Origin of the sequence: Micromonospora sp. NPDC005174, assembly GCF_040608495.1 — a bacterium.
Taxonomy (GTDB): Bacteria; Actinomycetota; Actinomycetes; order Mycobacteriales; family Micromonosporaceae; genus Micromonospora.
The window spans coordinates 263,941-279,164 of record NZ_JBEXIJ010000004.1 but is presented as its reverse complement, the minus strand read 5'-3'; the positions used below and the strand labels follow the sequence as shown (position 1 = coordinate 279,164).

The following is a 15,224-nucleotide window of genomic DNA, read 5'->3' as shown; positions in this document are numbered from 1 at the left end:
AGCGGGGTCCATCGCGAGCAGGGTCGGCGGTGCATTCGATCCCGACCGCTGGAGGCCGCGATGGCACCCCGTACCTCCGTCCCGCCGATCCGACGGCTCCCACTGGTCGTCACGGCGGACGGCGACCTGCTCGATGATCTGCTCCGGCTCGCCGCCGCCGGCGGCACCGAGGTGGAACTGGCCGCCGACCCCGCTGCGGCTCGCACCCGTTGGGGGCCCGCGCCGCTGGTGCTGCTCGGCGTCGACCAGGCCCAGGCCTGCCTGCGGGCCCGCCTGCCGAAGCGGCCCCGGCTGGTGCTGGTCGGCAGGGCCGGTCAGATCGACCCCGGCTGGCAGATCGCCGAGCTGATCGGCGCCGAACACGTCGCCGCGCTGCCCGCCGCCGAGCCGTGGCTCGTGGACCGTCTGGCCGAGCACGGCCCCGACCAGCCGGACGGACCGGGCGCGCGGGTCGTCGCGCTGTTCGGAGGCAGGGGCGGCGGTGGGGCGAGCGTGCTCGCGGGCGGGCTCGCGGTGACCGCCGCGCGAGCCCGACTGCGCACCCTGCTCATCGACGCCGACCCGCTCGGCGGTGGCCTCGACCTCGTCCTCGGCTGGGAGCAGTTGGAAGGGCTGCGCTGGCCGTCGCTCACCAGCGCGGACGGGCGGGTGGACGCGCCCGCGCTGGTCCAGGCCCTGCCCAGCCGGGGCGACCTGGTGGTGCTCTCCTGGGATCGCGGCGAGATGCTGGCACTTCCCGCCGCCGCGATGGCGGCGACCGTCGACGCCGCCCACCGTGGGCGGGACTTCGTGGTGATCGATCTGCCCCGGCAGTTCGACGACGCCGCCGTGGTCGCGTTGCAGGCTGCCGACCAGGCGTTCGTCGTCGTTCCGGCGGAGCTGCGTGCCACTGCGGCCGCCGCCCGGGTGGTGGCCGTTGCCGCACCACACTGCGACGCGCTCTCGGTGGTGGTGCGCGGGCCCGCCCCGGGCCGCCTGCGCGCGACCGAGGTGGCGCGGGCCCTCGGGCTGCCCCTCGCCGGCACGTTGCGCCCCGAGCCCGGCCTCTGCCGTGGCCTCGAACGTGGCGAGGCCCCGGCGGCAGCCGGCAAGGGCCCGCTCGCCGCCCTGTGCCAGCGGATCGTCGCGGATCTCACCGGCGCCACGACGGGTGCGGCATGAGTGGCCGGCCGGAGGACGCCACGTTCGCCGCCCGGGTACGACAGCGGATCGTCGCCGCCACCGACCCGGTCACCCCGGCGGCGATCGTGTCCGCCGTACGCGCCGAGCCGACGGCGGCGGTGCTGGGCGACACCGCCGTCCTGCGGATCGCCGATCGCGTGCACGACGATCTCGTCGGCGCGGGGCCGCTGGCCACCTTGCTAGCCGATCCGGAGGTCACCGACGTCCTGGTCAACGGTGTCCGCGTCTGGGTCGACCGGGGTGCCGGGCTGCACCAGGTGGCGGTCCCGGTGGGATCCGTCGAGGACGTCCGTCGGCTGGCACAGCGACTGATCGCCAGCGCCGGTCGGCGGCTCGACGACGGCTCCCCGTACGCGGACGCTCGACTCCCCGACGGCACCCGTTTGCACGCCGTGCTGCCGCCGGTGGCGACGGAAGGCCCCTACCTGTCCCTGCGGACGTTCCGGCACCGTCCGTTCACCCTCGACGAGCTGGTGCGTCAGGGGACGGTGCCGCGGCCGGTGGCACCACTGCTCGCCGCCGTCGTCGCGGCGCGGTTGGCGTACCTGGTCACCGGCGGCACGGGCTCGGGCAAGACCACCCTGCTCAACACGCTGCTCGGGTTGGTGCCCGTCACCGAGCGGATCGTCCTCGTCGAGGACGCGGCGGAGCTGCAACCCGGGCACCCGCACGTGGTCGGGCTCCAGGCGCGTACCGCCAACGTCGAGGGGACGGGCGTGGTCAGCCTCGGCGACCTGGTCCGGCAGGCGCTGCGGATGCGCCCGGACCGCCTGGTCGTCGGGGAGTGCCGGGGCGCGGAGGTGGTCGACCTGCTCGCCGCACTGAACACCGGCCACGACGGCGGTGCCGGCACGCTGCACGCCAACACCCCGTCCGACGTACCGGCCCGGCTGGAGGCGCTCGGCATGCTGGGCGGGCTGCCCCGCGCCGCGCTGCACGCGCAGGTGGTCGCCGCGCTCCAGGTGCTGCTCCAGGTGCGTCGCGGTGACCAGGGTCGAGTCCTCGAATCGATCTGTCTGCTGCTGCCCGAGGGGCCGGAGCGGGTGGCCAGTGTGGTGCCTGCCTGGGTACGTGGACGCGGGCTCGGCCTGGCCGCCCGTACGTTCGGTGCGCTGTTGCGGGACCGGGGTGTGGCGGTTCCGCCGATCCTCAGCGAGCCGTGGCCGGGGTCGGCGGGTCCGGCATGAACGCCACGACGATGCTGATGGCGGCGTTGCCGCTGGTCGCCGCGATCCTGGTGGTCTGGCCGGCGCAGCGCATCCGAGCCCGTCGCCGCCGGGTACTGGGGTCGTCGTCCCGGGGTGCCACCGGCGTCACCTCGGACGACGCCCTGGTCGAGTGGATCAAGGAACTCGCCCGCGGCCAGGACGGGCCGACGGATGAGTTCGGCGAAGTGCCGGTCTCGGCCCACCCGGACGTACTCGCACGCCCCACGGGCGCGTCGGCGATCAGCAGCGGGCGAACCGCTGTCGCCTGGTCCACTCGGGACCTCGACGACAGCCCGGGTCGTTCGCGGGCGGCCGGTGGGCCGGAGGGACCCACCCGGCCGGCGGGCCCGGCACGTCCACCGGCCCGCCGGGACTCTCGTCGGCCCGCCGCCACCGTCCGACCGGAGACCCTGGCGGCCGTCGAACACCGGGACCACCTGCCGGTCCGCGAAGCCGGCGGGCTGCTCGCGGAGCGGGCGGGCGAGATGCCCGGAAGACCGCTCGCGAACCTTGCCGTACGCGCCCGACGGTCGTCGCGCCGTGTGTTGTTGCTGGTTGCTCTGGTGGGGGCAGGTGTCGGTGCCGTGGTCGCCGGGCCGGTGGCCGCGGTGGCGGTGGCCGGGTACGGCACGCTCGCCACGCGCGCGCTGCTGCGGTGGAGGACGAACCGGCAGGCCGAGCTGATTCGACGGCACTCCCTCGACCTGCTGTGTGGTCTGGCGGCGGACCTCCGGGCGGGCCTGCCCGTGCCGTCGACTCTTGAGATCGCGGCCGTCGAGGCATCGGCCTCGACCAACCGGCTACGCGACCTGACCTCGGCCGCCGTGCGCCTGGCGGATCGGACCGGCGCGCCACTGGCGGAGCTGATCGAGCGGATCGAGGCGGACGCCCGGGCGACCGACCGCGGGCTCGCCGCCGCAGCGGCGCAGGCAGCAGGCGCACGCGCCACGGCCTGGTTGCTGGCGGCACTGCCGGTCGGCGGGATCGGGCTCGGCTACGGGATCGGGGTCGATCCCTTGGCCGTGCTCCTGCACAGCACGGTCGGTGGGGTCTGTGCGGTCCTCGCCGTCGCCCTGCAGGCCGTCGGCCTGTTCTGGGCCGAGCGGCTGAGCACTGCGCCGGCCCGGGCCGCCTGATGTCCCCGGTGCTGCTCGCCGGCGGCGGGACGGACAAACGCCGACGACCGGATGCGATCCGGCTCGCGGCAGGTATGGCCGGGCTCGCCGTGGCCGTGGTGGTCGGAGGCTGGTTCGGGCTGCTCGGCGCGGTCCCGACCGCAGTTGTGCTGGACGTGCTGCTGCGGCGGATCGAGACTCCCGCCGTTCGTAACCTGCGGCTCCGGGAAGCCGCCGACCTGCCACTCGCCGCTGACCTCCTGGCGGCGGCGATGCGGGCGGGTGCCCCGGTGGACCGATCGGTCCTGGCGGTGGCCGAGGCGTTGGACGGCCCGCTGGCCACCCGACTGGCCCGGGTGGGCCGCACGCTGCTTCTCGGTGGCGGCCCGACCGAGGCGTGGTCGGCGTTGGACGGTGTGCCGGGAGCGGATCGGATGGCCGCGGCGGCGTTCCGCTCGGCCAACAGCGGCGCGGCGCTGGCCGGTGCGCTGACCCGTCTCGCCGACGACCTGCGGGCAGACCGGGCCACCGCCGCGGAGGCGTCGGCACGCCGGGCGGGCGTCCTCATCGTGCTGCCACTGGGGCTCTGTTTCCTGCCCGCGTTCATTCTCGCCGGCCTGGTGCCGGTGATCGTCGCCGTCCTCGGCGACGTGCTCTGACCCATCGAGAAAGGGAAGATCCATGCGCAAACTCATCGCCCGGCTGCGCGGCGACGACGGGATGAACACCGCCGAGTACGCCGTCGGCACGCTCGCCGCGGTGGCCTTCGCCGGCATCCTGTTGAAGGTGCTGACCTCCGGAAACGTCCAGTCGGCGCTGACCGCGGTCATCGACCGGGCGCTCAAGTGACCGGGCGCCGGCAGGCCGACCGTATGCGGAACACGGACGCTCCCGGGCGCGCGTCCGACGGCGGCCGGAGGGCCCACATCGTCGGCGGCGAGCGGGGATCCTTCACCGCCGAACTGGCGGCCGGCCTGCCGGCGCTTCTCCTGCTGCTGCTCGCCGGCCTGACGGCGGTGAACGCCGTCAGCACACAGGCGAGTTGCCTGCACACCGCCCGCGAAGCCGCGCTCGCCGCCGCCCGGGGCGCCAGCGCTTCAGCCGAGGAACAGGCCGCGCCACCGGGAACAGAGATATCGGTGTCGGTCGAGGGTGATCGAGTGCGGGCGACAGCCCGTGCCCCCGTCCGTGCGCTGGGCGGCCGGCTGCCACGGATCACGGTGGTGGCCACCGCCGTCGCCGCGATGGAACCAGGCGCTCAGGAGGTGAGCCGGTGATGCTCCGGCCGGCGGTACGGCCACGCGGCGACAGCGACAGCCATGGCATCGCTCCGGGCCGTGGTCGATTCCGTAGCCGCAGACCCGACACCGAGCGACACCGTGACGGCCGAGCAGACGCGCAGCGTGGTGGCGCGACCGTCCTGCTGCTCGCGCTGGGGCTGGTGTTCGTGCTGGTCGGAACATTCGGTGCCGCCGTCGCCGCAACCGGGATGGCGGCCCAGCGGGCATCGGTGGCCGCTGATCTCGGTGCGCTGGCCGGGGCCACCCGGGCGCTCGACGGTGACGCGGTGGCCTGCGCGTCCGCCGCGGACATCGCCCAGCGCAACGCCGGCCGGATGGTGGACTGCGTCGTCGACGGCCTGGACGTGCTGGTGGCCGTCGAGGTGACGTTCACGCCGGTTCCAGGGCTGACCCGGGTCGCGGCGTCGACGGCCCGCGCCGGTCCGGTACGCGGCTGAACGGCTTAGCCCAACTGGCGAGCGTTGGAGTTGGGCCGGTTACGACGATGCGACATCAGCTCCAAAGGGGTGGACCACACCGACCGTGGGGAGAGGGGACGCCAATCTCATCTGGGCACTGCCGCGGCCGCCGCCCGGGTGGTGGCCGTGGACATCGAGCAGGCAGCAGCCATGCTGTGGGCCGCCCCTGACGGCAGCGCTAGCGATAGCAGATTCAGCAACCGGGGGTTACGTGGTAGTCGAGCCGTGGATGCTGCTGGCCTTGGGGCTAGGCGTACCGGCAACCATGAAGCTGCTCATGCTCATTTGGGCCACGCGAGGCGTGAGCCCGAAGGAGCGAGTTGCGTCATCAAGACCCTTGCGGAACTCTTCCGCGCTGGTTCGGCGCAGCATCGAAGCGCGGGCATCGGACGAGTCCGACAGCGGCGTTAGTCAGTCCGGGATGTCGTCGGTCGGGGCTGGCCTGTTCCTGGCGATCCAAGCGCGGACGGCCTTGCCATCCCAGACGCGGCCCATGCTCAAGGTGGCGAGGGGGTCGGGGAAGCCCTTGCGGCCCACGATGATCGTGGCGCGTTGCTTGCTGATGCCTCCAAGCAAGTCGCGGATCTCATCGAGCCCAAGCAACTCCACATCTCGACGGTAGGAGCCCTTGGAGTTGAACCAGACTAAACTGGGTAGTTCAACCCCCAAGGGGGTTGCCCTCATGCAACCCCTCGTGTTGCCATGGGTGAATGACGCGACGCGTTTCTTTTGCCGAGTATCTGACGGCTGTAGCGATGACCCTGGCTCGCAGGCATAGGCCGGTGTGGTCGTGGATTAAGTGGCGGAACGTTTGCAAGTGCGGGAACGAGTTGCCCTGCCGGGCGAGGCACAAGATCCCGATCAACCGGGGTCACTGGCCAGGTGAGAGCTGATGACCACGCACGGGCCGGTGCTCCCGTTGTGGCTGTGCGAGGTGTGCGACCGGCCCTGGCCCTGTTCGACGCGCCGCCTGGAACTGCTGGGGGAGTACGCCTCGTCGCCGGTAGCCCTCCGGATCTACACGGGGTCGCACCTCACCGCAGCTGCGCAGGACATGACCTGGGCGCCTGCCGACGCCGTGTGCCGCCGGTTCCTCGGGTGGGTGGCGTGAAGCCGGGAGACGTCGTGTTGATCGGGCCACCTGTTCGCCGCAGTTCACGGGGGACCGGGCGCTGATGCTGCGCGTGATGTCCGTTGGCGAGTCCGACCTTGTTGAGTGCGGCAGCTAGTCGCCACGCGGCGGTAGCGCAACTCCAGGGAACTCGGCGGACCGGGCCGGCGGATTCGGCTCACCGGCCCGGCGGACCAAGCTGCCTCTGAGTCCCCTTTGCTCTGCTTCACCATAGGCAACACCCGGTGTCCGGATACCGGACGCCAACTGTTTCCTCGGCTGAAGCAGAGCAAAGCGCAGCGGTCGAGGGGTGGGCGGCGAAACGCCAGCAGGATGCGTCAGCGGGACTGGAGCGCGTCCAGGGCGACGGCCATGGCGATGACGAGGCGGCGGTCGATCTGCGGGTTCTGCACCTCGACCACGTACTTGTCGCGCAGACCCCACTTCTTGATCACCGAGAAGGCGGGCTGGCCGCCGGCGAGGAAGTCGAAGTGGTACGGCAGCCAGGACAGCGAGTCGACGAACCGGCGCAGCAGCGCCACCGGCAGGCTGCGCTCCTGACCCGTCACCTGCGGCAGGCCGGCCTGCTCGACGTGCCAGGTGGAGCGGAGCAGGGACTGGGCGAAGTCCTTGCGGAACAGGCCGATCGGGTTGCCGGCCGCGTCGGTGACGTCGTACGTGGCACCGAGGTCGAGGCGCTGGCGGGCCTTGAAGCCGAGCAGGGGCTGCTGCTTGGAGTCGTCGGTGTAGATCGTCACCTGCTCCTTGAAGGCGAGCCGCTTCTGCTGCGCGAAGGCAAGCAACTCGCCCTCGCTGCCGTCGGGCGCGACCGCCCGGACCTCGTACTGGTTGACCATCATCCGCAGCCGCTGGCGGATGTGGAACTGCTGCAGGGTCTGCAAGTTGTCGAGCTGCATCTAATCTCCTCAAAGGGTGTCGCGCCGGAGTCTCGCACAGCCGGGCAACCACCGTCGGCCCGTGCCCCGACCGACAAATCCGCCGGCCACCCCGACCCTGCCAGCGTCGCTGCGGCTGGCTCACGCTGACCGGCCCGACCCGGCCGGCTCACCCCGACGTGATCGACCCGCCCAGTACACCCTTGATCAGCTGAGCTGACCGGTCCGCCCGGCCGGACCGGTCACACACGGCCTTAGCGGCCGTCCACCGTCGAGCGCAACGACCAGGTGTTGAGCACCTGGTGGATGCCGCGCAGCCGCTCGTTGATCTGCTCCAGCCGCTCTGCCTGAGCCAGCGCGGCCAGCGCGGACCCGAGCGCGATCTGCTGGTCGAGGGTGAGGTGTTCCTGGTCGATGGTGTAGAGCAGGTCGACGGTCTCGGCGATCGTGTCGGCCACGGCTTCTCCTCGGGCACGGGGGCGAACTACTACAACACAAGCATCGATGGAAGCGCTCCCACATCATTGTGCCCAGTGCAGCCGGGATTCATGCAAGATGCCTCAGGCGGGCAGATTTCCCAGCACCACGTCGAGGACCCGGATCGCGTCCGGCTTGGAGAGCGGGTTGTTGCCGTTGCCGCACTTCGGTGACTGCACGCAGGACGGGCAACCGGTGTCGCAGCCGCACTCCGCGATCGCGTCCCGGGTGGCCCGCAGCCACGCCGAAGCCGTCCCGTAGGCCCGCTCCGCAAAGCCCGCGCCGCCCGGGTGCCCGTCGTAGACGAAGACCGTCGGCGCCTCGGTGTCCGGGTGCAGGGCGGTGGAGAGGCCGCCGATGTCCCAGCGGTCGCACGTCGCCATCAGCGGGAGCAGGCCGATCGCGGCGTGCTCGGCGGCGTGCAGCGCACCCGGCACGTCGGCCGTCTGCACCCCGGCGGACGCCAGCGACCGCTCGGACAGCGTGAACCACACGGCGACCGTGCGCAGCTCCCGGGTGGGCAGGTCCAGCGGCCGGGTGTCGATCACCTCGCCGGTGGCGATCCTGCGCCGCTGGTACGACACCACCTGGCTGGTGACGTCCACCTCGCCGAGGAACATCCCGACCGGCCCGGCGTCGACGTAGGAGCGCACCGACACCACGGACAGGTCCGTGACGTCCCGGGCATGGGTTGACCAGTCCGGCTCCTCCACGTGCACCAGCGCGCAGCCGTCGGCGAGATCCAGCTCGTCGACCACGTACGAGACGCCCTGGTGCAGGTAGACCGCGCCGGGGTGGAGCAGGAAGTGGGACGAGCTGCCGTCGACCGTGCCGAGCAACCGGCCGGTGGACGACTCCACCACGCAGACCGGGGCGCCACCCTCGCCGCGCAGGTCCACCTCCGGGCGCTCGCGATGCCGCCAGTACCAGCCGGTGGGCCGCTGCCGCAGCGCGCCGGCCTCGACCAACTGGTCGATGGCCTCCTTCGCCCCGTCGCCGAAGAGCGCCAGGTCGGCCGGGGTGAGCGGTGCCTCGGCGGCGGCGCAGGCCAGTTGCGGGGCCAACACGTACGGGTTGGCCGGGTCGAGCACCGTCGCCTCGACGGGCGCACCGAAGATCGCCTCCGGGTGGTGCACCAGGTAGGTGTCCAGTGGGTCGTCGCGGGCCACCAGCACCGCGAGGGCCTCCTGGCCGGAACGCCCGGCGCGGCCCGCCTGCTGCCACAGCGACGCCCGGGTGCCCGGGTAGCCGCAGATCAGCACCGCGTCCAGCCCCACCAGGTCCACGCCCAGTTCCAGCGCGTTGGTGGAGGCCAGGCCGAGCAGGTCGCCGTGCAGCAGCGCCCGTTCCAGCTCGCGCCGCTCCTCGCGCAGGTAGCCGCCCCGGTAGGCGGCCACCCGGTCGCCGAGCCCGGGCACGGCGTCGTCGAGTGCCCGGCGCGCGTTGGCCGCCACCACCTCGGCGCCCTTGCGGGAACGGACGAACGCGAGCGTGCGTACGCCCTCGGCGACCGTGTCGGCGAGCAGGTCCGCTGTCTCGCGCAGCGCCGAGCGGCGTACCTGCCGGAGGTCGTCGTGGTCGCCTGTCGGCTGCGGGGGGACCGGTGCGGAGGTGCCCGAGTCGGGTGGCAGCAGCGGCGGCTCCCAGAGCGCGAAGGTCACGCCGCCGCGCGGTGAGGTGTCCTCGGTGACGGCGGTCACCGGCAGGCCGGTGAGTCGGCCGGCGGCGGTGGCCGGGTCGCCCGAGGTGGCCGAGGCGAGGACGAACACCGGATCGGCGCCGAAGCGGGCACACTGCCGCCGCAACCTGCGCAGTACGTGCGCCACGTGCGAGCCGAACACGCCCCGGTAGGTGTGGCACTCGTCGATCACCACGTACGCCAGGCGGCGCAGGAAACCGGACCACTGGGCGTGCCCGGGCAGGATGCCGTGGTGCAGCATGTCCGGGTTGGTCAGCACGAAACGCGAGTGCCGGCGGATCCACTCCCGTTCGGCGCGCGGTGTGTCCCCGTCGTAGCAGGCGGGGCGTACCCCCTCCAGCTCCAGGCCCGCGACGGCCCGCAACTGGTCGGCGGCGAGTGCCTTCGTCGGCGCCAGGTAGAGCACCGTCGCCCGGGGGTCGGCGAGCAGGGTGGCCAGCGCCGGGAGTTGGTACGCCAGGGACTTGCCGGACGCGGTGCCGGTGGCGACGATCACGTGGCCGCCCCCGTACGCCAGGGTGGCCGCCTCGGCCTGGTGCTGCCAGGGCGCGACGACGCCGCGGCGGGCGAACGCCGCCCGTAGTTCCGGCTGTGCCCAGTCCGGCCAGGCGGCGGGCACCCCGACGCGGGCCGGCACCCGCTCGACGTGGGTGACCGGGTCGCCGGCGCCCCGGGCGCGCAAGCGGCGCAGCAGGTCGACCGGCGGGGAGGAAGTCACGTCCTGCACTCTCGCACTGGTGTTCGGAGATGAAAAGTCGGGCCCGGGGGTAAGGGAAAGCCTCCGCCGGTGACCGCAGGGTGTCCCGGCGGTAGTGGTTAGATGCCCAGGAGAGTTTACGGCTCTGGCGAGGAGGACCGATGGAGCTGTCGCTGGCGACGCGCACCGTGGGCGAGCACACGGTGCTCGAGGTCGGCGGTGAGGTGGACGTCTACACCGCGCCCCGGCTCCGCGAACGTCTCCTCGAGCTGATCGACGGGGGTGCCCGGCACGTGGTCGTGGACCTCGGGCGGGTGGACTTCCTCGACTCGACCGGGCTGGGCGTGCTGGTGGGCGCGCACAAGCGGCTGCGCACGGCCGGCGGATCGTTCGCCCTGATCTGTGACAAGGAGCCGCTACTCAAGATCTTCCGGATCACGGCGCTGGACCAGGTGTTCCCGCTGCACGCCACGGTCGAGGCAGCGGTCGGTGCGGGCCCGAGCGGCGCCAACGCGTGATGGCGACGGTCCGGCTCTCCTTCTCTCCGGCACCGGTGCACGTGCGCACCGCCCGACTGGTCGGCGTGGCCGTCGCGCGGCGGGCCGGTGTCCGCGAGGACCTGCTGGACGAGGTGCGCCTGGCCATCGGTGAGGCGTGCACCCGCGCGGTCGCCCTGCACCGGCAGTACGGCCTGGCCGATCCGGTGCTGGTGGAGATGTCCGACGGCGGCACGTACGCGGTGCGGGTCGTGGACCGGGCGCCGATCGAGGCCGGCATCGGGCTGACGGCACTGCCGCCGGACGAGTTGGCCGACGAGGCGCTGACCGACGAGGCGCTGACCACAGGCGTCGGGTTCGCCCTGCTCGCGGGCTTCGTCGAGGACCTTCAGGTACGTCCGGTCGACGAGGGCATCGGCACCGAGGTGCGGATGGTGTGGCCCGTCGGGCGCTGAGCCTGCAACGACTGCGCACAAGGCCGTGTCCCCGTCGGGGATGCGGCCTTGTCGTCATGGATCGGGCCCTATATCAGATTTCGTTTCATAACACAGCGATGAAGATCATCACGACACGGTGCTACCTCCGTGTGACCTCGAACACTGTGGAGGGCTACAGTACCCGGGTTGTCAGCAAGTGATCCAACGCGCAGCCAGCGGGTATGGGTGGTTATCGCTGGTCCGCTGGGGTGGGTTGGCGCGCGCTTGCGAGTCCGCATCCAGGCGTCGACCGGTGCGTCTCCACCCGTCGACGCGAGTGTTCGGTAACAGGAGGACGCAGATGTCCGAGACCTTGGCCGCCGATGGCGGCGGGCTTTCCCTTACCGGAAGCAATGTCACGTACGTCGTCATCGCCGCGGTCATCGCGCTGGTGGCGCTCGTCTTCGCGGCCGCGCTGACGAAGACGGTGCTGGCAGCCGGCAAGGGCACCACCAACATGCAGGAGATCTCGGGGGCGGTCCAGGAGGGCGCCTCGGCCTACCTGCTCCGCCAGTTCCGCACCTTGGCGATCTTCGTCGTCGTCGCCGTGGTGCTGCTCTTCCTGCTGCCGGTGCACGACACCGACGGCAGCGAGATGGCCGTGAAGCTCGGCCGCTCGCTCTTCTTCGTGGTGGGCGCCGTGTTCAGCGCGTCCATCGGTGGCGCCGGCATGTGGCTGGCCACCCGCGCGAACCTGCGCGTGGCCGCCGCCGCCCGGGAGCGACAGGGTGGCCGCGAGGCGGCCATGAAGATCGCCTTCCGGACCGGTGGCGTCGTCGGCTTCCTCACCGTCGGTCTCGGCCTCTTCGGCGCCGCGCTCGTCGTCCTGGTCTACCGGGGCGACGCGCCGACGGTGCTGGAGGGCTTCGGCTTCGGCGCCGCCCTGCTGGCGATGTTCATGCGGGTCGGCGGTGGCATCTTCACCAAGGCCGCCGACGTCGGCGCCGACCTCGTTGGCAAGGTCGAGCAGGGCATCCCCGAGGACGACCCGCGCAACGCCGCCACCATCGCCGACAACGTGGGCGACAACGTCGGTGACTGTGCCGGCATGGCCGCCGACCTCTTCGAGTCGTACGCGGTGACGTTGGTGGCCGCGCTGATCCTCGGACGGGCCGCGTTCGGCGAGGACGGTCTGGTCTTCCCGCTGATCATCTCCACCATCGGCGTGCTGGTCGCCATCGTCGGCGTATTCATCACCCGGCTGCGCGCCTCCGACCGCAACGGTCTCACCGCGATCAACCGTGCGTTCTACATCTCCGCCGTGATCTCCGCGGTGCTGGTGGCGATCGCCGCGTACACGTATTTGCCGGCGAGCTTCGCCGACCTGGAGGGTGGCCTCACCGACGTCGACCGCAACCCGCGCCTGGTGGCCATCGGCGCGGTGGTGATCGGCATCGTGCTCGCCGCGGCGATCCAGGCGCTGACCGGGTACTTCACCGAGACCAACAAGCGACCCGTGCAGGACATCGGCAAGAGCTCGCAGACCGGTGCGGCCACCGTCATCCTCGCCGGCATCAGCGTCGGCCTGGAGTCGGCGGTCTACTCGGCTCTGCTGATCGGCGCCGGCGTCTTCGGGGCGTTCCTGCTCGGCGGCAGCTCGATCACGCTGTCGCTGTTCGCGGTGGCGCTGGCCGGCACCGGCCTGCTCACCACCGTCGGCGTCATCGTCGCCATGGACACCTTCGGGCCGATCTCCGACAACGCCCAGGGCGTGGCGGAGATGTCCGGCGACATCGACGAGCACGGCGCACGCATCCTCACCGAGCTGGACGCGGTCGGCAACACCACCAAGGCGATCACCAAGGGCATCGCGATCGCCACGGCGGTGCTCGCGGCGACCGCGCTGTTCGGCTCGTACACGGACACCCTGCGCACCGCGTACGCGGACGCCGGTGTGGGCGACGTCGGGACCGAGATCCTCAACTCGCTCAACGTGGCCAACCCGCGCAACCTGGTCGGGTTGATCATCGGTGCGGCCGTCGTCTTCCTCTTCTCCGGGCTGGCCATCAACGCGGTGTCCCGCTCGGCGGGCGCGGTCGTGATGGAGGTTCGCCGGCAGTTCCGTGAGCTGCCCGGCATCATGGACCGCACCCAGCGCCCGGAGTACGGCAAGGTCGTCGACATCTGCACCCGGGACGCACAGCGCGAGCTGATCACCCCCGGCCTGCTCGCCATCCTGGCGCCGATCGCGGTCGGCTTCGGCCTCGGCCCGGGCGCGCTGGCCTCCTACCTGGCCGGCGCGATCGGAGCCGGCACCCTGATGGCGGTGTTCCTGTCCAACTCCGGTGGGGCCTGGGACAACGCCAAGAAGCTGGTCGAGGACGGCGCGTACGGCGGCAAGGGCTCCGAGTCGCACGCCGCCACGGTCATCGGTGACACCGTCGGTGACCCGTTCAAGGACACCGCCGGCCCGGCCATCAACCCGCTGATCAAGGTGATGAACCTGGTCTCGCTGCTGATCGCCCCCGCCGTGGTGGCCTGGAGCGTCGGTGACGACCGCAATGTCGGCCTGCGGGTCGCTATCGCGCTGGTCGCGACGCTGATCATCGTGGCGTCGGTGGTCTTCAGTAAGCGCAAGGGCATCGCGATGGACGACTCCGACACCGGCGCGGGCAGCGCCGACCACCGGTCGGAGACGGTCAACGCCTGACACCAGCGGCACCGTGGTCCCCGCCCGACGCACCCGTCGGGCGGGGACCGTGGCCATCTGGACCGGTGCCACACCTGGCTGAAGGTCGTACGCTGCAACGCATGCGTACGTGCCGGGCGTCTGCCGCCGGAAAGCTCACGGTGGTCCTGGCCACGCTCGTCGTCGTCCTCGCCGGCTGCGGCGGTGGTCCCAGCCCACGGGCCTGGGCGGCGTCGGTCTGCGGCGCGCTCACCCCGTGGCGCTCCGAGATCAGCAAGTTGACCAGCAGCACCGACCAGCAGATGACGGCGCAGACCACTCCGGCACAGGCCAAGGAGAATCTGGTGCGGCTCTTCGGTGGCGCGGAACAGGCCAGCGAGACCGCGCGTCGCAAGGTCGAGCAGGCAGGCGTCCCGGAGACCGACAACGGCGAGGCCATCTCCGCCGGTTTCCGCGGGTCCCTGGAGAAGATGCGGGACGCCTACGGCCGGGCCCGGGCCACCATCGCGGGGTTGGGCACCGGCGAACCCACCGCCTTCTACGACGGCGTGCGGACCGCCGTCGACACCTTGAACAAGGAGTACGACGCCAGCGCGCTGGACACCAGCAAGCTCAACTCCGAGGAGCTGAAGAAGGCCTTCGACGAGGTGCCCGAGTGTCGCTGAACGGGCTCGGTGACACGCCGGCCGCGCAGTCGCTGCCGGCGCTGTTCCCCGTACCCGAGCCCGACCCGTCGCGCGCCGACCCGTCGGACACCCGCCCGGCGACGTCGGGCCCGAGCCGGCGGCGCGGTGATCCTGACCGGTCGGAGTCGAGCCACCCCGCGCCACCCCGGGCCGACGACGCCGGGCGGCAACTGGTCTTCTTCGGCGCGGATGCCGCCGAGCCGGTGGTCGCCGACCTGGCCGGGCTGCTCGCCGGGCCTGGCGAGGTCGTCCGGATGGGCGGCACCGCCCGCCTCGCGGTGCGGGTGGACGCCGCCTGGCGGGTGCACGTGCTCGTCGCCGAGTTGGCGCTGCGCGGGCTGGCGGCGACCTGGGCACCGACCGAGGACCAGCGACACGCCGTGCGTACGTCGTACACCCGGCTGTTGAAGCCGCTCGCGGTCGCCTGGCTGAACGGTCCGGCGAAGCGTCCGCCGGAGGCCTTCCACCTGACCGGCCGACGGCTGCGGCTCTGGGTCGCCGCCGCCGGGACGCCGGAGCCGCCCAGCGGCTTCCTGCTGGGGCTCGGCGCGGGGGACCAGGAGTCGTGGGACGCGATAGGTGCCGCGCTCACCGCCGCCGGCCTGGCCGGCACGCTGCTCGGCCCCGCCGAGGGCGGCCCGGCGTACCGGATCACCGGTCGACGCCGCCTGGCGCGGCTCGCCGAACTGGTCGGGGGACCGCCGACGGCGGCACCGGCGGACGCCTGGCCGTAACCGTCGCCGCGCCGGGCCCGAGGCGTGCGGGGGCGGCGTGGGGTGGGGTGTCCGGTGT

Annotated in this window: 17 protein-coding genes; 13 read left to right on the top strand and 4 right to left on the bottom strand. The window is 72.4% G+C overall.

The features are described 5' to 3' along the window. Window positions 1-60 precede the first annotated feature (60 nt). The 7 genes from ssd to ABZU91_RS07730 are packed head-to-tail and all read left to right on the top strand — an operon-like array spanning window position 61 to window position 5,243. On the top strand, window positions 61-1,161 hold the full coding sequence (ssd, locus tag ABZU91_RS07760; protein ID WP_355235531.1) for a septum site-determining protein Ssd: 1,101 nt from the start codon (window positions 61-63) through the stop codon (window positions 1,159-1,161). Continuing rightward, window positions 1,158-2,369 carry a TadA family conjugal transfer-associated ATPase gene (locus ABZU91_RS07755; protein ID WP_355235529.1) on the top strand — a complete coding sequence of 404 codons (1,212 nt, stop codon included), beginning with the start codon at window positions 1,158-1,160 and terminating at the stop codon, window positions 2,367-2,369. The genes ssd and ABZU91_RS07755 overlap by 4 nt, the downstream gene beginning before the upstream one ends. Next, window positions 2,366-3,526: a hypothetical protein gene (locus tag ABZU91_RS07750; protein WP_355235526.1), complete on the top strand. Its 1,161-nt coding sequence runs from the start codon at window positions 2,366-2,368 to the stop codon at window positions 3,524-3,526. Before ABZU91_RS07755 ends, ABZU91_RS07750 begins: the two co-directional genes overlap by 4 nt. After that, entirely contained in the window at window positions 3,526-4,164 is a 639-nt protein-coding gene (locus tag ABZU91_RS07745; protein WP_355235523.1) for a type II secretion system F family protein, read from the top strand. The genes ABZU91_RS07750 and ABZU91_RS07745 overlap by 1 nt, the downstream gene beginning before the upstream one ends. A gap of 22 nt (window positions 4,165-4,186) precedes the next feature. Then, on the top strand, window positions 4,187-4,354 hold the full coding sequence (locus ABZU91_RS07740; protein ID WP_234584142.1) for a DUF4244 domain-containing protein: 168 nt from the start codon (window positions 4,187-4,189) through the stop codon (window positions 4,352-4,354). Window positions 4,355-4,377: 23 nt separating this feature from the next. Then, window positions 4,378-4,782, top strand: a complete 405-nt coding sequence (locus ABZU91_RS07735; RefSeq protein WP_355235520.1) for a TadE family type IV pilus minor pilin — start codon at window positions 4,378-4,380, stop codon at window positions 4,780-4,782. Then, window positions 4,779-5,243: an Rv3654c family TadE-like protein gene (locus tag ABZU91_RS07730; RefSeq protein WP_355235518.1), complete on the top strand. Its 465-nt coding sequence runs from the start codon at window positions 4,779-4,781 to the stop codon at window positions 5,241-5,243. The genes ABZU91_RS07735 and ABZU91_RS07730 overlap by 4 nt, the downstream gene beginning before the upstream one ends. A 432-nt stretch (window positions 5,244-5,675) precedes the next feature. Here the strand turns inward: ABZU91_RS07730 and ABZU91_RS07725 are convergent, their stop codons facing one another. Beyond that, window positions 5,676-5,873: a hypothetical protein gene (locus ABZU91_RS07725; protein ID WP_355235515.1), complete on the bottom strand. Its 198-nt coding sequence runs from the start codon at window positions 5,871-5,873 to the stop codon at window positions 5,676-5,678. Window positions 5,874-6,156: 283 nt separating this feature from the next. On the opposite strand from ABZU91_RS07725, the gene ABZU91_RS07720 reads away from it, so the two are divergent. Continuing rightward, a complete protein-coding gene (locus ABZU91_RS07720) occupies window positions 6,157-6,375 on the top strand; it encodes a hypothetical protein (RefSeq protein WP_355235513.1) in 219 nt (72 codons plus the stop codon). Window positions 6,376-6,713: 338 nt separating this feature from the next. On the opposite strand, the gene ABZU91_RS07715 is transcribed toward ABZU91_RS07720, so the two are convergent. From ABZU91_RS07715 to ABZU91_RS07705, 3 genes are all read right to left on the bottom strand, one after another. Then, window positions 6,714-7,292 (bottom strand): hypothetical protein, encoded by a 579-nt coding sequence (locus ABZU91_RS07715; RefSeq protein ID WP_355235511.1) that lies wholly within the window; start codon window positions 7,290-7,292, stop codon window positions 6,714-6,716. A gap of 233 nt (window positions 7,293-7,525) precedes the next feature. After that, a complete protein-coding gene (locus ABZU91_RS07710; RefSeq protein ID WP_355235508.1) occupies window positions 7,526-7,729 on the bottom strand; it encodes a hypothetical protein in 204 nt (67 codons plus the stop codon). Between the two features lie 102 nt (window positions 7,730-7,831). Further along, the gene (locus tag ABZU91_RS07705; protein ID WP_355235505.1) at window positions 7,832-10,174 is read right to left on the bottom strand and encodes a DEAD/DEAH box helicase; all 2,343 of its coding nucleotides are present in this window, start codon (window positions 10,172-10,174) and stop codon (window positions 7,832-7,834) included. Window positions 10,175-10,305: 131 nt separating this feature from the next. Here ABZU91_RS07705 and ABZU91_RS07700 point away from each other — a divergent pair, with 131 nt between their 5' ends. The 5 genes from ABZU91_RS07700 to ABZU91_RS07680 all read left to right on the top strand — a co-directional run bounded on the left by ABZU91_RS07700 (window position 10,306) and on the right by ABZU91_RS07680 (window position 15,166). Then, entirely contained in the window at window positions 10,306-10,662 is a 357-nt protein-coding gene (locus ABZU91_RS07700; protein WP_355235503.1) for an STAS domain-containing protein, read from the top strand. After that, window positions 10,659-11,096 (top strand): ATP-binding protein, encoded by a 438-nt coding sequence (locus ABZU91_RS07695; RefSeq protein ID WP_355235500.1) that lies wholly within the window; start codon window positions 10,659-10,661, stop codon window positions 11,094-11,096. The genes ABZU91_RS07700 and ABZU91_RS07695 overlap by 4 nt, the downstream gene beginning before the upstream one ends. Window positions 11,097-11,418: 322 nt before the next feature. Beyond that, window positions 11,419-13,767 (top strand): sodium-translocating pyrophosphatase, encoded by a 2,349-nt coding sequence (locus tag ABZU91_RS07690; RefSeq protein ID WP_355235498.1) that lies wholly within the window; start codon window positions 11,419-11,421, stop codon window positions 13,765-13,767. Window positions 13,768-13,868: 101 nt separating this feature from the next. Next, complete coding sequence (locus tag ABZU91_RS07685; RefSeq protein ID WP_355235495.1) at window positions 13,869-14,411, top strand: hypothetical protein; 543 nt, start codon at window positions 13,869-13,871, stop codon at window positions 14,409-14,411. Between the two features lie 191 nt (window positions 14,412-14,602). Continuing rightward, window positions 14,603-15,166: a hypothetical protein gene (locus ABZU91_RS07680; RefSeq protein WP_355235772.1), complete on the top strand. Its 564-nt coding sequence runs from the start codon at window positions 14,603-14,605 to the stop codon at window positions 15,164-15,166. Window positions 15,167-15,224: the final 58 nt, after the last annotated feature.